This window comes from Nocardia sp. NRRL WC-3656 (assembly GCF_000720265.1).
Classification (GTDB): Bacteria; Actinomycetota; Actinomycetes; order Mycobacteriales; family Mycobacteriaceae; genus Nocardia; species Nocardia nova.
The window spans coordinates 67,461-83,255 of record NZ_JOJF01000020.1 but is presented as its reverse complement, the minus strand read 5'-3'; the positions used below and the strand labels follow the sequence as shown (position 1 = coordinate 83,255).

Annotated in this window: 11 protein-coding genes; 6 read left to right on the top strand and 5 right to left on the bottom strand. The window is 69.7% G+C overall.

The genetic code is table 11. The annotated features are described in order from the left end of the window. Positions 1–397 precede the first annotated feature (397 nt). Positions 398–1,969, top strand: a complete 1,572-nt coding sequence (locus tag IG65_RS37085; RefSeq protein ID WP_051756770.1) for a DUF4192 domain-containing protein — start codon at positions 398–400, stop codon at positions 1,967–1,969. Positions 1,970–2,004: 35 nt separating this feature from the next. On the opposite strand, the gene galE is transcribed toward IG65_RS37085, so the two are convergent. Both galE and IG65_RS0124215 read right to left on the bottom strand, forming a co-directional pair. Beyond that, positions 2,005–2,985: a UDP-glucose 4-epimerase GalE gene (galE, locus tag IG65_RS0124220; protein WP_030517247.1), complete on the bottom strand. Its 981-nt coding sequence runs from the start codon at positions 2,983–2,985 to the stop codon at positions 2,005–2,007. A gap of 3 nt (positions 2,986–2,988) precedes the next feature. Then, positions 2,989–3,675, bottom strand: coding sequence for a metal-dependent transcriptional regulator (locus IG65_RS0124215; RefSeq protein WP_030517246.1), 687 nt, complete (start codon positions 3,673–3,675; stop codon positions 2,989–2,991). Between the two features lie 251 nt (positions 3,676–3,926). On the opposite strand from IG65_RS0124215, the gene IG65_RS0124210 reads away from it, so the two are divergent. The 3 genes from IG65_RS0124210 (at position 3,927) to ppc (ending at position 10,718) form a co-directional block, all read left to right on the top strand. Further along, the gene (locus tag IG65_RS0124210) at positions 3,927–5,159 is read left to right on the top strand and encodes an acetoin utilization protein AcuC (RefSeq protein ID WP_030517245.1); all 1,233 of its coding nucleotides are present in this window, start codon (positions 3,927–3,929) and stop codon (positions 5,157–5,159) included. After that, complete coding sequence (locus IG65_RS0124205) at positions 5,152–7,851, top strand: bifunctional GNAT family N-acetyltransferase/acetate--CoA ligase family protein (protein ID WP_030517244.1); 2,700 nt, start codon at positions 5,152–5,154, stop codon at positions 7,849–7,851. Before IG65_RS0124210 ends, IG65_RS0124205 begins: the two co-directional genes overlap by 8 nt. An 80-nt stretch (positions 7,852–7,931) precedes the next feature. Continuing rightward, entirely contained in the window at positions 7,932–10,718 is a 2,787-nt protein-coding gene (gene ppc, locus IG65_RS0124200) for a phosphoenolpyruvate carboxylase (protein ID WP_081879718.1), read from the top strand. 195 nt (positions 10,719–10,913) lie between these two features. Here the strand turns inward: ppc and IG65_RS0124195 are convergent, their stop codons facing one another. The 3 genes from IG65_RS0124195 to IG65_RS39285 all read right to left on the bottom strand — a co-directional run bounded on the left by IG65_RS0124195 (position 10,914) and on the right by IG65_RS39285 (position 14,015). Then, positions 10,914–11,882 (bottom strand): sigma-70 family RNA polymerase sigma factor, encoded by a 969-nt coding sequence (locus tag IG65_RS0124195; RefSeq protein WP_030517242.1) that lies wholly within the window; start codon positions 11,880–11,882, stop codon positions 10,914–10,916. 123 nt (positions 11,883–12,005) lie between these two features. Further along, a complete protein-coding gene (locus IG65_RS0124190; protein ID WP_081879717.1) occupies positions 12,006–13,592 on the bottom strand; it encodes a methyltransferase in 1,587 nt (528 codons plus the stop codon). A gap of 66 nt (positions 13,593–13,658) precedes the next feature. Continuing rightward, positions 13,659–14,015 (bottom strand): DUF3099 domain-containing protein, encoded by a 357-nt coding sequence (locus tag IG65_RS39285; protein WP_051756799.1) that lies wholly within the window; start codon positions 14,013–14,015, stop codon positions 13,659–13,661. Between the two features lie 337 nt (positions 14,016–14,352). On the opposite strand from IG65_RS39285, the gene IG65_RS0124180 reads away from it, so the two are divergent. Further along, the gene (locus IG65_RS0124180) at positions 14,353–14,586 is read left to right on the top strand and encodes a DUF3039 domain-containing protein (RefSeq protein ID WP_030517239.1); all 234 of its coding nucleotides are present in this window, start codon (positions 14,353–14,355) and stop codon (positions 14,584–14,586) included. 122 nt (positions 14,587–14,708) lie between these two features. Further along, positions 14,709–15,743 carry a PHB depolymerase family esterase gene (locus IG65_RS0124175; protein ID WP_030517238.1) on the top strand — a complete coding sequence of 345 codons (1,035 nt, stop codon included), beginning with the start codon at positions 14,709–14,711 and terminating at the stop codon, positions 15,741–15,743. Positions 15,744–15,795: the final 52 nt, after the last annotated feature.

Sequence of the window (15,795 nt, the reverse complement as noted above, 5' to 3'; positions counted from 1 at the left end):
GGACACGATACGAGTCGTGACCGGCTCCGGCACCCCGCCGCTGCCCGAGTCGACGGCGCGCGAGGGCGTGCCGGGCCGAGAGGGTTGCTCGACGACCGCGGGTCATGCACGGAAGGCAGGCCACGGCGAGCCGGAGGGCACCTCTGCCGCCGCGGGCCATGCGCGGAAGGTCATGGATGCCTCGGGGGCCACGAAGGCCGCGGAGGACGAAGCCGCTACAGATAGTGAGCGCGACGCGGTGTCGCCGCCTTCTTCGCCGCGCATCGCCCCACGCGCCCACCGGATCTGTCGCTCGCAGGACGGAGTCACCCGCACGACGGGCGGAAGGACGGGCGGGTCGACCGCCGAGACAGGAGCAGTTCCGTTGCACCGCGCCACTTTTCGCGGGAGCGCACGTGTGGACGCCCCGCGAGACGCGGGTGCCGGCACCCGATGCGCGGCCGTGCGCGAATGCGTCGGCGCCGAAGACGTCTGCGGCGACTCGAGGGAGCCGAAGTGGCGTTGGCGGTGTGAGACCGACCGGGTGTTGCGGCCGCGTGCGGATATCCGCGGAACCGACAGCGGTGACGAGGAATACGGTGCTGTGCACAACGCGGACGACATGGTGGACGCTGGTGGTGATACGGCGAAATCGCTGCCGTCACAGGGCGATACGCCGCCGGAACCGGCGGGGAGCGTGGCGGACACGCCTATCACCGGACCGGGTTCGACACCGCCCGGCGGGGATGGCCACGACGGTGAGGCCGAACCGGGTTTGTCCGGCCGGGGCGACGGTACGATGTCCGGGGACCCGGTCGAGAACGTGATGGAACACCACACGCGAGCAGAAGGCGTCGAACAGCTGTGGCCGGCGACGGCGCTGACCATGAACGAACCGGCGGAGTTCATCGCGGCGGTGCCTGCGCTGCTGGGATTTCGACCGCAGCGCTCGCTGGTGGCCTGTCTGCTGCTGCGGTCGCAGAAGTACCCGGGCGCGGTCTATCTCGGAGCGGTGGCCCGCCACGATCTCGACGTGGCGGGCTGCGGGGCCTGGGTGCGACTGGCCGGCCAGCTGGCCGCCATCTGTGGTCAGGAGCAGGCCGTCGGTGTGGTGACGCTGATCGTCGACGATCGTGCCACGGCACCGCGGGCGGGCCGGGCCGGGCGGCGCGCGGCCCGGCATCGCGACCTGGTGCGGGTACTCGACGGCGCGCTGCGGAGTCAGGACGTACTCCTCGCGGAAGCATGGGCCGTGGGCGAGATCACCCCGAGCGCCGACTGGTGGAGTGTGCTCGATCCGGACAGTGCCGGGACACAAGCGGATCCGGCGGCCTCGCCGGTTGCGCTCGCCCAGGTGCTCGACGGCCGTCCCATCCGCGGCTCGCGCACCGAGCTCACGGCCGCGGTAGCGGAGGACATGCCGCTGCGGATCGAGATCGACGCGGTGATCGGCAGCGCCGCGGAGGCCGCCAGGCTGCGGTTCCGGCGCGCACTGCGTGCCGGCGAGCCGCGCTCCTACAGCCGCGCGGCCCTCGACATGGTGCTGTGGCAGATCAGCACCGTCGAATCGGGCGACGAACTCGACCCACGCGAACTCGCGGATCTGGCCGTCGCCGTGCGCGACACCGCGGTGCGCGATTCCCTGTTCGCGGTGGCGCTGGGTGCCCATGCCGCCGCGGCCGAAGCGCTGTGGTCCCGCGCCTGCCGCGGCCTCACCGGCCCCGACCGCGCCGAACTGGCCACCCTGTTCGGCTACAGCGCCTACACCCGCGGCGACGGACCGCTGGCCGGTGTGGCGTTCGAGGCGGCACTGCAGGCCGATCCGGCGCATCGCATCGCACGACTGCTGGACGCGGCGCTACGCACCGGCATGCGCCCCGGTGACGTGCGCAAACTCGCCGTCAGCGGCCGCGATATCGCCGCCGGCCTGGGTGTCGACCTGGTCATCGCCGACCCCGGCGAACCGCACACCGGCACGGAGTCGCGATGACATCCGTCCGGTCACGGTCGCAGGGACCGCGCGTGTCAGCGAGCGCTGTGCGCGCGGTCGCCGAGCGAGGTGAGGAAATCCCACGCGTCGGAGACGATTTCGTCGAGATCGTTGTGTTCGGGCTGCCAGCCGAGTTCGTCGATCGCCTTCGCGCTCGAGGCGATCAGCACCGCCGGATCACCGGCGCGGCGCGGCGCGTCCACCGCCGGAATAGGCCGGCCGACCACACGCTCACAGGCCGAGATCACTTCGCGCACCGAGAAACCCGTGCCGCTGCCGAGGTTGAAGATGCGATGTTCGCCCGGCCGCGACTGCGCCAGCGCCAGCACATGGGCGCGGGCGAGATCACGAATGTGGATGTAGTCGCGCACCGCGGTGCCGTCCGGCGTCGGGTAGTCGGTGCCGAAGACGGAAATCGAATCCCGATGCCCCAGAGCCGTTTGCAGGATCAGCGGAATGAGATGGGTTTCCACCACACGGTTCTCGCCGAGCCCGCCGTGGGCGCCGGCGACGTTGAAATACCGCAGGCTTGTCGCGGCGAGACCGTGGGCGACGGCGTACGAGGTGATCGCGTGGTCGATCGCGAGTTTCGACGCCCCGTAGGGATTGGTCGGCCGGGTCGGGGCGGACTCGAGAATCGGAACCTGTTCCGGCTCACCGTAGACCGCCGCGGTCGAGGAGAACACCAGCCGCGGGGTCTGCGTGCGGCGGATCGCCTCCAGCAGCGCCAGCGTCTTCACCACATTGCCGTACCAGTACTTCTCGGGCTGCTGCACCGATTCACCGACCAGCGACTGCGCCGCGAAATGCAGGACGCCGTCGAAGGATTCGGATTCGATCAGTTCGACGCCGATGGTCGCGATATCTCCGTCGACGAATTTCGCCCCGGCCGGCACGCCCTCGGCGTTGCCGGTGGACAGATCGTCGACCACCACGACCTCGTGGCCGTCCTGAACCAATACCTGGGCGCATACTCCGCCGACATATCCGGCACCGCCGGTTACCAGGAGTTTCATTCGTCAGGCCAGCCTGACCTGGACCGCGTGGGCCATCTCGTCGGACAGTTCGAAACCGACGTGCCCGGGCACCGAGATGATCACCACACCCGGCTTGGTCTCCACGGTCACGCGGGCGTCGGGGACCACCCCCGCCTCCCGCAGCTGACCGATCACATCCGGATCGGCCTGGATATGTTCCGACAACCGCCGCACGACGACCGCCGACACCTGTCCGGGCGGCAGATCGGAGAGCCGGACCAGCGTCTCCTCACCGGAATGGATGGAGTTGACGCCGAGTTCGTCCAGGCCGGGGATGGGGTTGCCGTACGGGGAGGTGGTGGGATGGTTGAGCACCTCGAGCAGACGCATTTCCACCTCCTCGCTCATCACGTGCTCCCAGCGGCAGGCTTCGGCGTGCACGTTCTGCCAGTCCAGCCCGATCACGTCGACCAGCAATCGTTCGGCCAGCCGGTGCTTACGCATGACCGCCACGGCCATCGCACGGCCCTTGTCGGTGAGTTCGAGGTGCCGGTCGCCGGCGACCATCAGCAGACCGTCGCGCTCCATCCGCGCGACCGTCTGACTCACCGTCGGGCCGCTCTGCTCGAGGCGCTCGGCGATACGCGCCCGCAACGGCACCACGCCCTCCTCCTCGAGGTCGTAGATGGTACGGAGATACATCTCCGTGGTGTCGACCAGATCCTTCACCTGTTACCCCTTCGTCGGCACGAATTCTACCCACGCCCGGCTGCACAATCGGCCTCAGCATATTTCGCACGTCCTGCACGAACTCCGCCGATACCTGCGCGCGCGACCGGATGCGCGCGGGCGACAGGCGCGCCCGGTGTCGTCTTGCATTTCTACTGCATGACAACGACAACTCGGGTGGTCTGCTTCCCGTGTCCCCGGCCGTGCGAGCAACGCCACGGCGACGGGCCGCGGTGGGCTAGCGTGACGGTATGGCAGACGACGCCGCCGTGGTGTGGACCGACCGCTTCCTGGACTACACCTGGACCCCGGAGCACCCGATGAAACCGGCCCGGCTCCGATTCACGATGGCACTCGCGCGCAGTCTCGGATTGCTCGACGGCATCGAAACCCTCGCGCCCGGCCCGGCCGGCGACGGTGAGCTGCTGCGCATCCACACCGCCGCCTATCTCGACGCGGTGCGTCACGCCGTTCCCGCACCGCCGGGCACCACACCGCCGGCCGCGCCCCCGCACGGGCTGGGCTCGATGGACAATCCCGTCTTCCCCCATATGCACGAGGCGGCCTCGGTGATCGTCGGCGGAACCCTTGCCGCCGCGCGGGAAATCGCGGCCGGCCGCACCCGGCGGGCGGTGAGCATCGGGGGTGGTATGCATCACGCGATGCCCGACGCGGCATCGGGGTTCTGCGTCTACAACGATGTGGCGGTGGCCATTTCGTGGCTGCTGGACAACGGATTCGACCGCATCGCCTACGTCGACGTCGACGTGCATCACGGCGACGGCGTGCAGCGCGCCTTCTACGACGACCCTCGCGTGCTGACGATTTCGCTGCATCAGCATCCGGCGACGCTGTGGCCCAACACGGGCTGGCCCGAGGAGATCGGCGCGGGCCCGGCCGAAGGCACCGCGATCAACCTCGCCGTCCTGCCCGGTACCCGGGATGCGCAGTGGCTGCGCGGATTTCACGCCGTGGTGCCCGGAGCCCTGGCCGCGTTCCGGCCGCAGCTGGTGGTCAGTCAGTGCGGGGTCGACAGCCATCGCGAAGACCCCCTCGCCGACCTCGAACTCACCGTCGACGGCCAGCGCGCGGCGTTTCGCGCCATGCGTGAACTCGCGGACCGATATGCCGAAGGGCGCTGGCTGGCCGTGGGCGGCGGCGGTTACGGGGTGGTCCGGGTGGTGCCGCGAGCGTGGACCCATCTGCTGGCGATAGCACTGGATCGGGAGATCGATCCGGGGACCGTCATCCCCGAGGAGTGGCGTGAGCTGGTGCGCGCCTATGCCCCGACCGTGCCGGCGCCGGTCGCCATGGGCGACGGCGGCGACACCGCCTTCACCCCGTGGGAGGGGCCGGGCGGTGCGCTCGACACCGGCGACGCCCGTATCGACCGCGTGCAGCGCGCGATCGACACTTCGGTGCTCGCCACCCGCCGCGCGACCTACGGATTGCTGGGCCTGGACCCGGAGGACCCCCGTGACTGAATCATCCGCCACCACACCGGACGCCGAGAACACTCCCGCCGATCCGCCGCCGCCTCCGCAGCATTGGTTCGCCGACGTGCTCGCCGCCGACGGCGGTGTGGTCCGGCTGCGCCCGATCACCCCCGCCGATGCGGAGCCGATGCAGGCCTTCCACGCGGCGCTGTCCGATCGCACCCGCTATCTGCGTTATTTCGGTCCCTATCCGCGGATGACACCGAAGGATCTGTACCGCACCACCCACGTGGACTATCACAATCGGGTGGGGCTGGTCGTCGAGCTGGGGTCGGTGATCATCGCGGTCGGCCGCTACGAACTGCTCACCGACCGCGAAGGCCCTCGTGCGGCGGAGGTGGCGTTCGTCGTCGCCGACGAGCATCAGGGCCGCGGGCTGGGGTCGATTCTGCTCGAGCATCTGGCCGGTGCGGCCGCCGAGAACGACATCGAGACCTTCGTCGCCGAGGTGCTCGCCGAGAACCACACCATGGTCACGGTTTTCCGGGAGGCCGGATACCAGGTGCAGCGCAGCCGCGACGGGTCGGTGTTGCACCTCGAATTCGCCATCGACCCTACCGAAGCGCTGCTGTCGGTGCGGGATTCGCGGGAGCGGGCCTCGGAGGCGCGCAGTGTCGGCAATCTGCTGGCCCCGCGGTCGATCGCGGTCATCGGCGCCACCCCGGCGGCGAGCCGGGTCGGCGGGGCGGTGCTGGCGAATCTGCTGTCCGGCGTGTTCCAGGGCCCGGTGTACCCGGTGAATCCGAACCGGACCTCCGTCCGCGGTGTGCGCGCCTACCCGACCGTGCACGACATCCCCGACGAACTGGATCTGGCGGTGGTCGCCGTACCGGCCGAGGAGATCAAATCCGTCCTCGACGACTGTATGGCCAAGGGGGTCAAAGGCCTGGTCGTGCTGACCGCCGGATTCTCCGAAACCGGGCCGGCCGGCTATCACGCCGAACGCGATCTGGTCGATGCCGCGCGCGGCCACGGCATGCGGGTGGTAGGCCCGAGTGCGCTCGGTATCGCCAACACCGATCCGGCGGTCTCGCTGAACGCGACGCTGGCGCCGGTCCTGCCGGGCCGCGGCCGAGTCGGATTCTTCTGCCAGTCCGGGCCGCTGGGTGCGGCCATCCTGGGGGAGGCGGCAGCGCGCAAGCTCGGCCTGTCGACTTTCGTCTCGGCAGGCAATCGCGCCGATGTATCCGGTAACGACCTGCTGCAGTACTGGGACACCGATCCCGACACCGACGTCGTACTGCTGTATCTGGAGACGTTCGGCAATCCGCGCAAGTTCTCCCGCATCGCGCGCCGGGTGGCCCGCACCAAGCCGGTGGTGGCGGTGAGTAGCGGCCGCAACGCCGCGAACGTGCCGGTCAGCGGTCTGGAACGGTCGGTGGAACGCGATCTGTTCGCCCAGGCCGGAATCGTGCAGGTCGATACGATCGCCGAACTGTTCGACTGTGCCATGCTGCTGGCGTATCAGCCGCTGCCGGACGGTCCGCGGCTCGCGGTGATCGGAAACAGCGCGGCGCTGGGCTGGTTGGCGGTGGACGCGGCGCGCGGGGAGGGACTGGAGGTGGGGGAGCCGACCGATCTGGGGCCGCAGGCCGAACCCGCCGACTACCTGACCGCCGTCGCGAGTGCGATGGATTCCGCCGAGGTCGAGGCCGTCATCGTCATCTTCGCGCCTCCGGTACCGGCGGCGGTCACCGCCTTCGCCGAGGCGATCCGGGCCGGCGCGCAGGATGCGGTCAAACCCGTGCTCACCACGTTCGTCGCCGATCACGGAATGCCGAACCTGCTCACCGTGCGCGGTGCCGGCGGCATCGTCGACCGCGGTTCCATTCCGTCCTACCCGGATCCGGAACGCGCGGCGCGGGCGCTGGCTCGGGTGCGGCGGTACGCGGCGTGGCGGACGCGTCCGGCCTCCCTGGTGGTGCGGCCGGACGGTCTCGAGGTCGTGCGGGCGCGAGAGCTGGTGGAGCAGTGGATGTCTCGCAGTCCCGACGGGGAGTGGCTCGGCGACCTGGAGGCCGCGGAACTGCTCGCCTGCTACGGCATTCGCGTGGTGGAGTTCCGGGAAGCCCACGATCCCGAGGCCGCGGTCGCGGCGGCCGCGGAGCTGGGATATCCCGTCGCCGCCAAGGCCACCGGCGAAATGTGGCGCAGCCGGCCCGATTTCACCGGTGTCCGCCTCGATCTGTGGCGCGACACCGCGGTCCGGCGTGCTTATACCGATCTGGCGGAGCTGACCGGCAACGCGGTTGTCCACATTCAGAAGATGGCGACCAAGGGGGTGGGATGTGTGCTGCGGGTCCAGGACGATCCCTCGTTCGGATCCGTCATCGGATTCGGCCTCTCGGGAACCATCATCGACCTGCTCGGCGACCGTGCCTACCGGGCCCTGCCGCTGACCGAGGCCGAGGCGGTGGAACTGATCGACGCGCCGCGCGCCGCCCCGCTGCTCGACGGGCAGGCCGGATCGGGCCGCACGATCGGCGAACCGGTGGACAAGAAGGCGTTGGCCGCACTGGCACAACGCATTTCGGCGCTGTGCGACGATCTGCCGGAGGTGCGGGAGCTGTCGGTGGAACCGGTGCTGGCCTCACCGGAGGGCGCCGCGATCCTGTACGCGCGGGTGCGGATCGGGCCGGAGCCGAGCCGCTTCGACAACGGGCCGCGCCGCCTGGTGTGAGCCGTCGCGTGCCCGGTCCGCCATACCGCCGTGACCAGCGCCACCGCGGCCGGTCGGGCGACATGGTCGATACTGGCCGTATGCGCGAAGATCAGATCGAGAGCGCTACGGCGCCCCTGCGGGACGATATTCGGTTTCTCGGCGCGATCCTGGGCGAGACCATTCACGACCACGAAGGCCCCGAGGTGTTCGACCTCGTCGAACGGGTGCGGGTCGAGGCCTTCCGGGTGCGGCGGTCGGAAGTGGAACGCAGCGCGGTCGCGGAGATGCTGCGCGATACCGAGGTGCGGGTGGCGATCCCGCTGATCCGGGCTTTCAGCCATTTCCTGCTGCTGGCCAATCTCGCCGAGGACCTGCAGCGCGACCGCCGCCGCGCGGTCCACGTCGCCGCCGGTGAGCCACCGCAGGAATCCAGCCTGGCCGCGACCTATCGGGCCCTCGACCACGCCCGCGTCGACGGCGCGGTCGCCGCGGAGGTGCTCGACGACGCGCTGGTCTCGCCGGTGATCACCGCTCATCCCACCGAAACGCGGCGCCGTACCGTCTTCGACGTCCAGGCCCGCATCACCGAACTGATGCGGCGGCGGGCGCGCTATCGCGAGGACGAACCCGAATACGCCGCGATCGACCACGACATCCGCCGCCAGATCCTCACCCTGTGGCGCACCGCGCTGATCCGCCTCGCGCGGTTGCGGATCTCCGACGAGATCGAGGTCGGATTGCGCTACTACGACCTCACCCTGCTCGAGGTGATTCCGCGCATCAACGTCGAGGTGCGCGCGGCGCTGCGAGCGCGGTGGCCCGGATACGATCTGCTCGCCCGGCCGATCCTGCGGCCCGGTTCCTGGATCGGCGGCGACCGCGACGGCAACCCGAACGTGACCGGCGAGGTGGTGGAACGCGCCACCCGCCGGGCCGCCACGGTGATCTTCGGCCACTATCTGAAAGAGCTTGTCGCGCTGGAGAAGTCGCTGTCGCAGTCGATCCGGCTGGTCGCGATCACCCCGGAGCTGGCCCGGCTGGCCGATGCCGCGGGTGACGATTCACCGCAGCGTGCCGACGAACCGTATCGTCGCGCGATCCGCGGCATCCGCCTTCGGGTGGCCGCGACCGCGCAGCGCGCCCTCGGCTCGGCGGCCGAATTCCCCTCGGTGCTCGAACTGCCGGGTGAGCAGCTCGCCCGCGTCGCTCCGTACGAGGGTCCGGCGCAGCTGCTGGACGAGCTGAACACCATCGACGCCTCCATGCGCGAATCCGGTGACGGCCTGCTGGCCGACGACCGCTTGGCCGCGCTGCGCGGCGCGGTGGAGACGTTCGGATTCCACCTGCAGGGCTTGGACATGCGCCAGAACTCGGAGGTGCACGAGCAGGTCGTGGCCGAACTGCTGGCGTGGTCGGGAGTGCACCCGGATTACGGCAGCCTCTCCGAACCGGAGCGTGTCGAGCTGCTGGCACACGAATTGAGTACGCGCCGCCCGCTGCTGGGCCCGCACGCCCGGCTCAGCGAACTCGCCACCAAGGAACTGGGTGTGGTTCGCGCGGCCCGGGCCGCGATCGACGCGCTGGGGCCCGATACCGTGCCCAACTACATCATCAGTATGTGCACCTCGGTCAGCGACATGCTCGAGGCGGCGCTGCTGTTGAAAGAGGCGGGAATTCTCGACCCCGGCGACGAGCAGACCCCACCCCACTCCCCGGTCGGGGTGGTTCCGCTGTTCGAGACGATCGACGATCTGCGCGGTGGCGCGGCGACTTTGGCCGCGGCACTGGAGGTTCCGGCGTACCGCCGGCTGGTCGCCGCCCGCGCGATGGCGCAGGAGGTGATGCTCGGATATTCCGACTCCAACAAGGACGGCGGATATCTGGCGGCGAACTGGGCGTTGTACCGCGCCGAGCTCGATCTGGTGGAAACCGCGCGCAAGACCGGAATCCGGTTGCGGCTCTTCCACGGCCGGGGCGGGACCGTCGGTCGCGGCGGCGGCCGCAGCTACGATGCGATCCTCGCCCAGCCGGCGGGCGCGGTGCGTGGTTCGCTGCGCCTGACCGAACAGGGTGAGGTGATCTCCACCAAGTACGCCGAATCCGGTTCGGCCCACCGCAATCTGGAATCGCTGGTCGCCGGCACGCTGGAATCGTCGCTGCTGGATGTCGAGGGATTGGGATCCGGCGCCGAGGCGGCCTACGAAGTCTTCGAGGAACTCGCGGACGCGGCGCGCGAGGTCTACGCGCGGCTGGTGCACCGGACGCCCGGCTTCGTCGACTACTTCCGGGCTTCCACGCCCATCGCGGAAGTCGCCGACCTCAATCTCGGCAGCCGCCCGGCCTCGCGCAAACCCACCAATTCGGTGTCGGACCTGCGGGCCATTCCCTGGGTGATGGCGTGGAGCCAGTCGCGGGTGATGCTGCCGGGCTGGTACGGCACCGGCAGCGCCATCCAGGAGTGGGCCGGTACGGATTCCGAGCGCTGGGATACCCTACGCGATCTGTATCGGCGGTGGCCGTTCTTCCGCACCGTGATGTCCAATCTGGCGCAGGTGATGGCCAAGGCGGATATGGATATCGCCGCCAGCTACGCCGAGCTGGTCGAGGATGCGACGTTGCGCACCACCATCTTCGGCATGATCCGCGACGAATTCGACCGCACCGTGCAGGTGCACGCCGCGATCACCGGCAGCGATCAGTTGCTCTCGGACAATCCCGCGCTGGCCGAATCCATTCGCAATCGCTTCCCGTATCTGGAACCGCTGAACCAGATGCAGGTGGATCTGCTGCGGCGCAGGCGCGCCGGGGACGAATCGGAATTGGTCGAGCGCGGCATCCTGCTCACGATGAACGGCCTGGCCACCGCCCTGCGCAATTCGGGATAACCGGCCGATTCGCCGCGGCTGCAAGGGGATTCGCACCGAGAGTCAGGGCGGATCGATACAGCACGCCGGCCGACGGATGTGCCCCGAAGGGGGGAAGGGCACAGCGGCGTCGGCCGGCGCAGCGGAGGTGACCACGCTATCCGGTCACCGGGATGGTGCTGGGCCGGATTCCGGGCGGCCCAGCGTCTGTGTGACCTAGCTGGCGTAGGCGCGCAGGCGGTCCGCCCGCTCACCCTTGCGGAGCTTGGCCATGACTTCGCGCTCGATCTGGCGCACGCGCTCACGCGAGAGACCGAACAGTTTGCCGATCTGGTCGAGGGTGCGCGGCTGGCCGTCGTCGAGGCCGAAGCGCAGCCGGATGACCTGCTGTTCGCGCTCGTCCAGGGTGGCCAGCACACTGCGCACGTCGCGGTGCATGAGCCCGGCGATGACGGCGCTCTCCGCGGAGGTCGCCTCCGAATCCTCGATGAAGTCGCCCAGCGGGGCTTCCTCGTCGTTGCCGACCGGCATGTCCAGGCTCACCGGGTCGCGGCTGTGGTCGAGCAGGTCGGCGATCTTCTCCACCGGAATACCCGACTCGGCCGACAGTTCCTCGTCACTGGCCTCGCGGCCGAGCTGCTGATGCAGCTCCCGCTTGATCCGGGCCAGCTTGTTGACCTGCTCCACCAGATGCACGGGGAGGCGGATGGTACGGCTCTGATCGGCCATACCGCGGGTGATGGCCTGACGGATCCACCAGGTGGCGTAGGTGGAGAACTTGAAACCCTTGGCGTAGTCGAACTTCTCCATCGCGCGGATCAGTCCCAGGTTGCCTTCCTGGATCAGGTCCAGCAGCGGCATGCCGCGGCCGGTGTAGCGCTTGGCCAGCGATACGACCAGGCGGAGGTTGGCCTCCAGCAGATGCTGACGGGCAGCCTGGCCGTCGCGGACCAGGATCGCCAGATCCCGCTTGCGGGTCGCCGAGAGCCGCTTGCCGGTCTCCAACAGGTGTTGGGCATAGAGGCCCGCCTCGATGCGCTTGGCCAATTCGACCTCGTCGGCGGCCGTGAGCAGCGCGGTCTTACCGATCCCGTTCAGGTACACACGTACCAGGTCGGCTGCGGGGCTCTGGGCGTCGAGGTCCGAATCGATGGCGCGCACTCCAGTGGTGGCGGGGCTTGTCATGACTTGCCTCCTGTCGGTGGTGTCTCACTCCGAACAACGGACCCGACACTGGGAAAGTTCCCCGCCTTGGCGCCGATAAACCGTGCTGAGCTGCGGCTTTCACATCCTCCGTCTGAGAAGTTCTTAAGAAGGGAACTCCGGGAACAGGGGGGAGGACACGGGCATGCGCCCGGCGTCGGTTGCGGTCGCGTCGAGTTCTTCCGGTGTGATCAGTCCGTGCCGGACCAGTCCGGTGACCGCCGACAACGCCTCGGCTCGGAATTGCGGTGTGGCGGTGTCGCCGGTGTGGCCGATCGCGAGCAATTCGACCAGTTCTTCCAACGGCAGTCCGCCGGGCCGCATTCCCGCGAGCAGCGCCGCCAGAGTGTCGTCGATCTCGTGCTGCCATCGGGGACCGTCACCGCGATGCAGCCGGACCACGCGCTCCTGCCAGCCCTCGGCGCCCGGCAGCAGGACGCGTTCGAGCGCCGTCGCGGCGTCGACGGTGAATCGCGCACGCCAGGCGACATCGTTGTCCGCCAGGACCGTGCGCAGCCACGCCGAGCGGCGGAAGTAGGCCGGTGCCTCCGCGCCGAGCGGGTCGTCGAAACCATGGGTGAGATCCTCGGCGAGCACTTCGGTGGGCCCGTCGATCGCGCGCAGATAGACGAAGCCGAAACCGATACCCTCCACCTTCGCCGCATCGAAGGCGGCCAGCCACTGTTCGGCCCGCTGCTGGGCCTCGGGATCGCGCGGATCGAGGCCGGCATCGCGCAGCCACGTGCCGACGTACAGCGCCGGATCGGCCACATCGCGCTGCACGATCCAGGCGTCGACCCCGTGGTCGGGCAGCCAGCTCGCCACCCGGGTCCGCCAGTCGGCACCGCCGGCGTGCACCCAGGAGGCGAGCATCGCCGCGGTGCCGCCCGGATTCAGCATCCCGGACGCCTGGGAGACGACCAGTTCGCTGGCGCCGTCCAGGGCCAGCCCCGAATCGCGGTAGGTGTGCTCGATCCGGGCCGGCCCGACCACGAACGGAGGATTGGCCACCACCTGATCGAAGCGGCGCCCGGCCACCGGCTCGAACCACGAGCCTTCGGCGAATTCGATCTCCAGGTCGTTGAGCGCGGCGGTCGCCTCGGCCAGCCACAGCGCCCGGCTGCTGACATCGGTGCCGGTCACCGTCTTCGCATAGCCCGCGGCGTGCACCGCCTGCACACCGCAGCCGGTGCCGAGATCCAGGACCGATCCGACGGGTTCGGTCGGTGTGGCGCGCAGCAGCGACAGCGACGCCTGTCCCACGCCCAGGACGTGGTCGGCGCTGAGTGTGCGGCGCCGCATCGAGTCGTCGAGATCCGACAGCACCCAGCGGGTGCCCGATCCCAGGTCCAGTGGGCGCAGGTCCAGGGCGGCGCGGATCGAATCACCGTCGCGCTCGAGCAGACCGGCGGCGACGGCTCGGTCGAGGTCGAGCGGCGCGAAGGCCGGGGCGACCTCCCGTTCGGGCAGGGCGTCACCGAGCAGCAGCAACCGGATCAGCGTGCCGAGTTCGCCGGCCTCGCGCGCGGCTCGGCGCACCGGTACCGGTTCGGAGCGCCCCAGAGCGGTGTGGGCGTCAGCGCCGATGGCCTCGAGCACGGTGTCGGCGTCGTAGCGGACCCGGGTCAGCGCGGTGCGCAGCGCGGGTGCGAGGGCGGCGAGCAAGGAGGCGGTGGTCCGGTCGGCAGGCACACGAGAACTCTGCCACCTGGTACGGGGTGCCGTGCTCGCCGGGTCCGGGCAGGTCGCCCGCGTCGTTCAGCCGTCGATGGACCGATGCTGTCCCGATTCGAGCGCTTTCGCCGCCCGGCGCTCGTCCCAGCGGCTGGGCTCATCCTTGCTGCGCGGCGGCCGGTCGTTCGCGATGAGGACGGCGATCCAGGGCAGCGGGATGGAGACGCCGATGATGGCCAGGGAGATCAGCGCATTGCTCCACAGGCCGTAGGCCGCCGCCGCCAGGACCAGGCAGGGAATGCGGAAGCCCATCAGGATCATGTAGCGCTTGACGCGGGCGCGGTGCTGCTGCTCCAGGGAGGGCGCGGCCTCGGTGATCAACACCGGATGCTTGTCCTCCCCGGGGAAGTATCCGGTCGAGGCGCGGGTGGGCCGGGGGATCGAACCGGGAGGCCGGCGCTCGAACGTCGCGCCCGACGGCCGCGGATCGTCCGCCGGCACCGAAACCTCCGGGCCCTCGGCGGCGTTCGCGGAGCCGCTGGGCTCGGCCGCGCGTGCGTCCTCGCGCTCCGAACCGACCCGTCCGGGGCCCGACGTCCGGGACTCGGGCGGTAGGTCGGAGGAGTCGCCGTCACGCTGCATACGTCGAGTCTTCCACTCCGCATGATCGAATGCACACGCGCCTTCGGCCGCGCGAGCACCACCGGGCCGCGGGGTATTCGATGAGGTTGGCGACACCCGCTCACCACCCTCGCGCGGCGATGGCAGAATCGATGGGGTGAGCACCGACACCCTGGTTCGTCCGGATACGACCACCGACGAGACGACCGACAGCGATACTCCGAAATTCTTCCACTACGTGAAGAAGGACAAGATCGCCGAAAGTGCCGTCATGGGTACCCATGTGGTGGCGCTGTGCGGCGAAGTGTTCCCGGTGACGCGCTCGGCCAAGCCCGGCTCGCCGGTCTGCCCGGACTGCAAGCGCATCTACGAAATGATGAAGAAGGACTGAGCCGCAGCAGCGACCGAGCGGCCGCTTGCGGCTGTCTCGTCCGTCTGCGCCCGCGCCCGTCTCGCTTGTGTGATCATTGTTCTCTCTGACGAGAACGATGTTTTCCGCGAGGTGGGCACTACATGAAAATTGCGACGTCCCGGTGGTTGCGCACCGTCTCCTGCCTCGTGGCGGCACTCGTGACGGCTGCCGCCTTCTCGACCGCGACCACCGCCCACGCCGGCGAACCGGCGAACGTCGCGGCGCGGCCGTCGCCGGGATGTTCGGCGCCGCATCCCACCGGCACCTCGAACGAGAGTTTTGCGGCGGCCGGGAAGTCCGGGACCTACCTTCTCGACGTCCCCGCCGCCACCGCACCGCTGCCGCTGGTCGTCGATCTGCACGGCTATCTGGAACCGGCCGCACTCGAGTACGTCGGCACCGGCCTGGGTTCCTTCGGCATGGCGAACGGATTCGCGACGGTCACGCCGCAGCTGGACGAATCCGGTGTGCCGCGATGGGATTTCGGTGAGCACAGCGCCGATATCGCCTACCTGTCCGAATTGCTGACCCACGTCGAGGCCACCCGGTGCGTGGACGAACGCCGCGTCTATGTGACCGGGCTGTCGATGGGGGCCTTCACCACCTCTTCGCTGGCATGTCAGCTCGCGGATCGGATCGCCGCGGTGGCGCCGGTGGCCGGACTGCAGGACTTCGCGTGGTGCGATCCGGTTCGGGCCGTCCCGGTGGTCGCCTTCCACGGCACCGAGGATCCGATCGTCGCCTACACCGGCGGGGTCGGGCCCAATGCGAAATATCTGCCCTCGGCCGACGGAACCGGGTCGGCTCAGCGCGGCGATACGCGGCCGAGCGGTGTCGACGGACCCGGACCGGCGAGCATCCCCGATCAGGCGGCGGCGTGGGCGCGGCGCGAAGGATGCGGAACGCAACCGGACCGGCAGCAGGTCACCCCCGATGTCGTGCGCTACACCTATCCGTGCCCGGAGCAGACGGCCGTGCAGTTGTACGCGGTACTCGGCGGCGGGCACACGTGGCCGGGCACCGCGTCGGTGATCTCGCCGGAACCGCTGGTCGGCCGTACTACGACGGCGATCAGCGCGAACCGGATCATCTGGGACTTCTTCCGCGACCACCCGTTGCGCGGCGCCGGGAAGTAGGCGACGCGCCGAACGGCACCCAGCGAGCGGGCCGGCTGCCGGCATTTGTCGA

Bases quoted from the DNA above. Each gene is read 5' to 3' on its own strand.
- galE (WP_030517247.1), bottom strand. From the start codon at position 2,985: ATGAAACTCCTGGTAACCGGCGGTGCCGGATATGTCGGCGGAGTATGC.
- IG65_RS0124210 (WP_030517245.1), top strand. From the start codon at position 3,927: ATGGCAGACGACGCCGCCGTGGTGTGGACCGACCGCTTCCTGGACTAC.
- ppc (WP_081879718.1), top strand. From the start codon at position 7,932: ATGCGCGAAGATCAGATCGAGAGCGCTACGGCGCCCCTGCGGGACGAT.
- IG65_RS0124195 (WP_030517242.1), bottom strand. From the start codon at position 11,882: ATGACAAGCCCCGCCACCACTGGAGTGCGCGCCATCGATTCGGACCTC.
- IG65_RS0124175 (WP_030517238.1), top strand. From the start codon at position 14,709: ATGAAAATTGCGACGTCCCGGTGGTTGCGCACCGTCTCCTGCCTCGTG.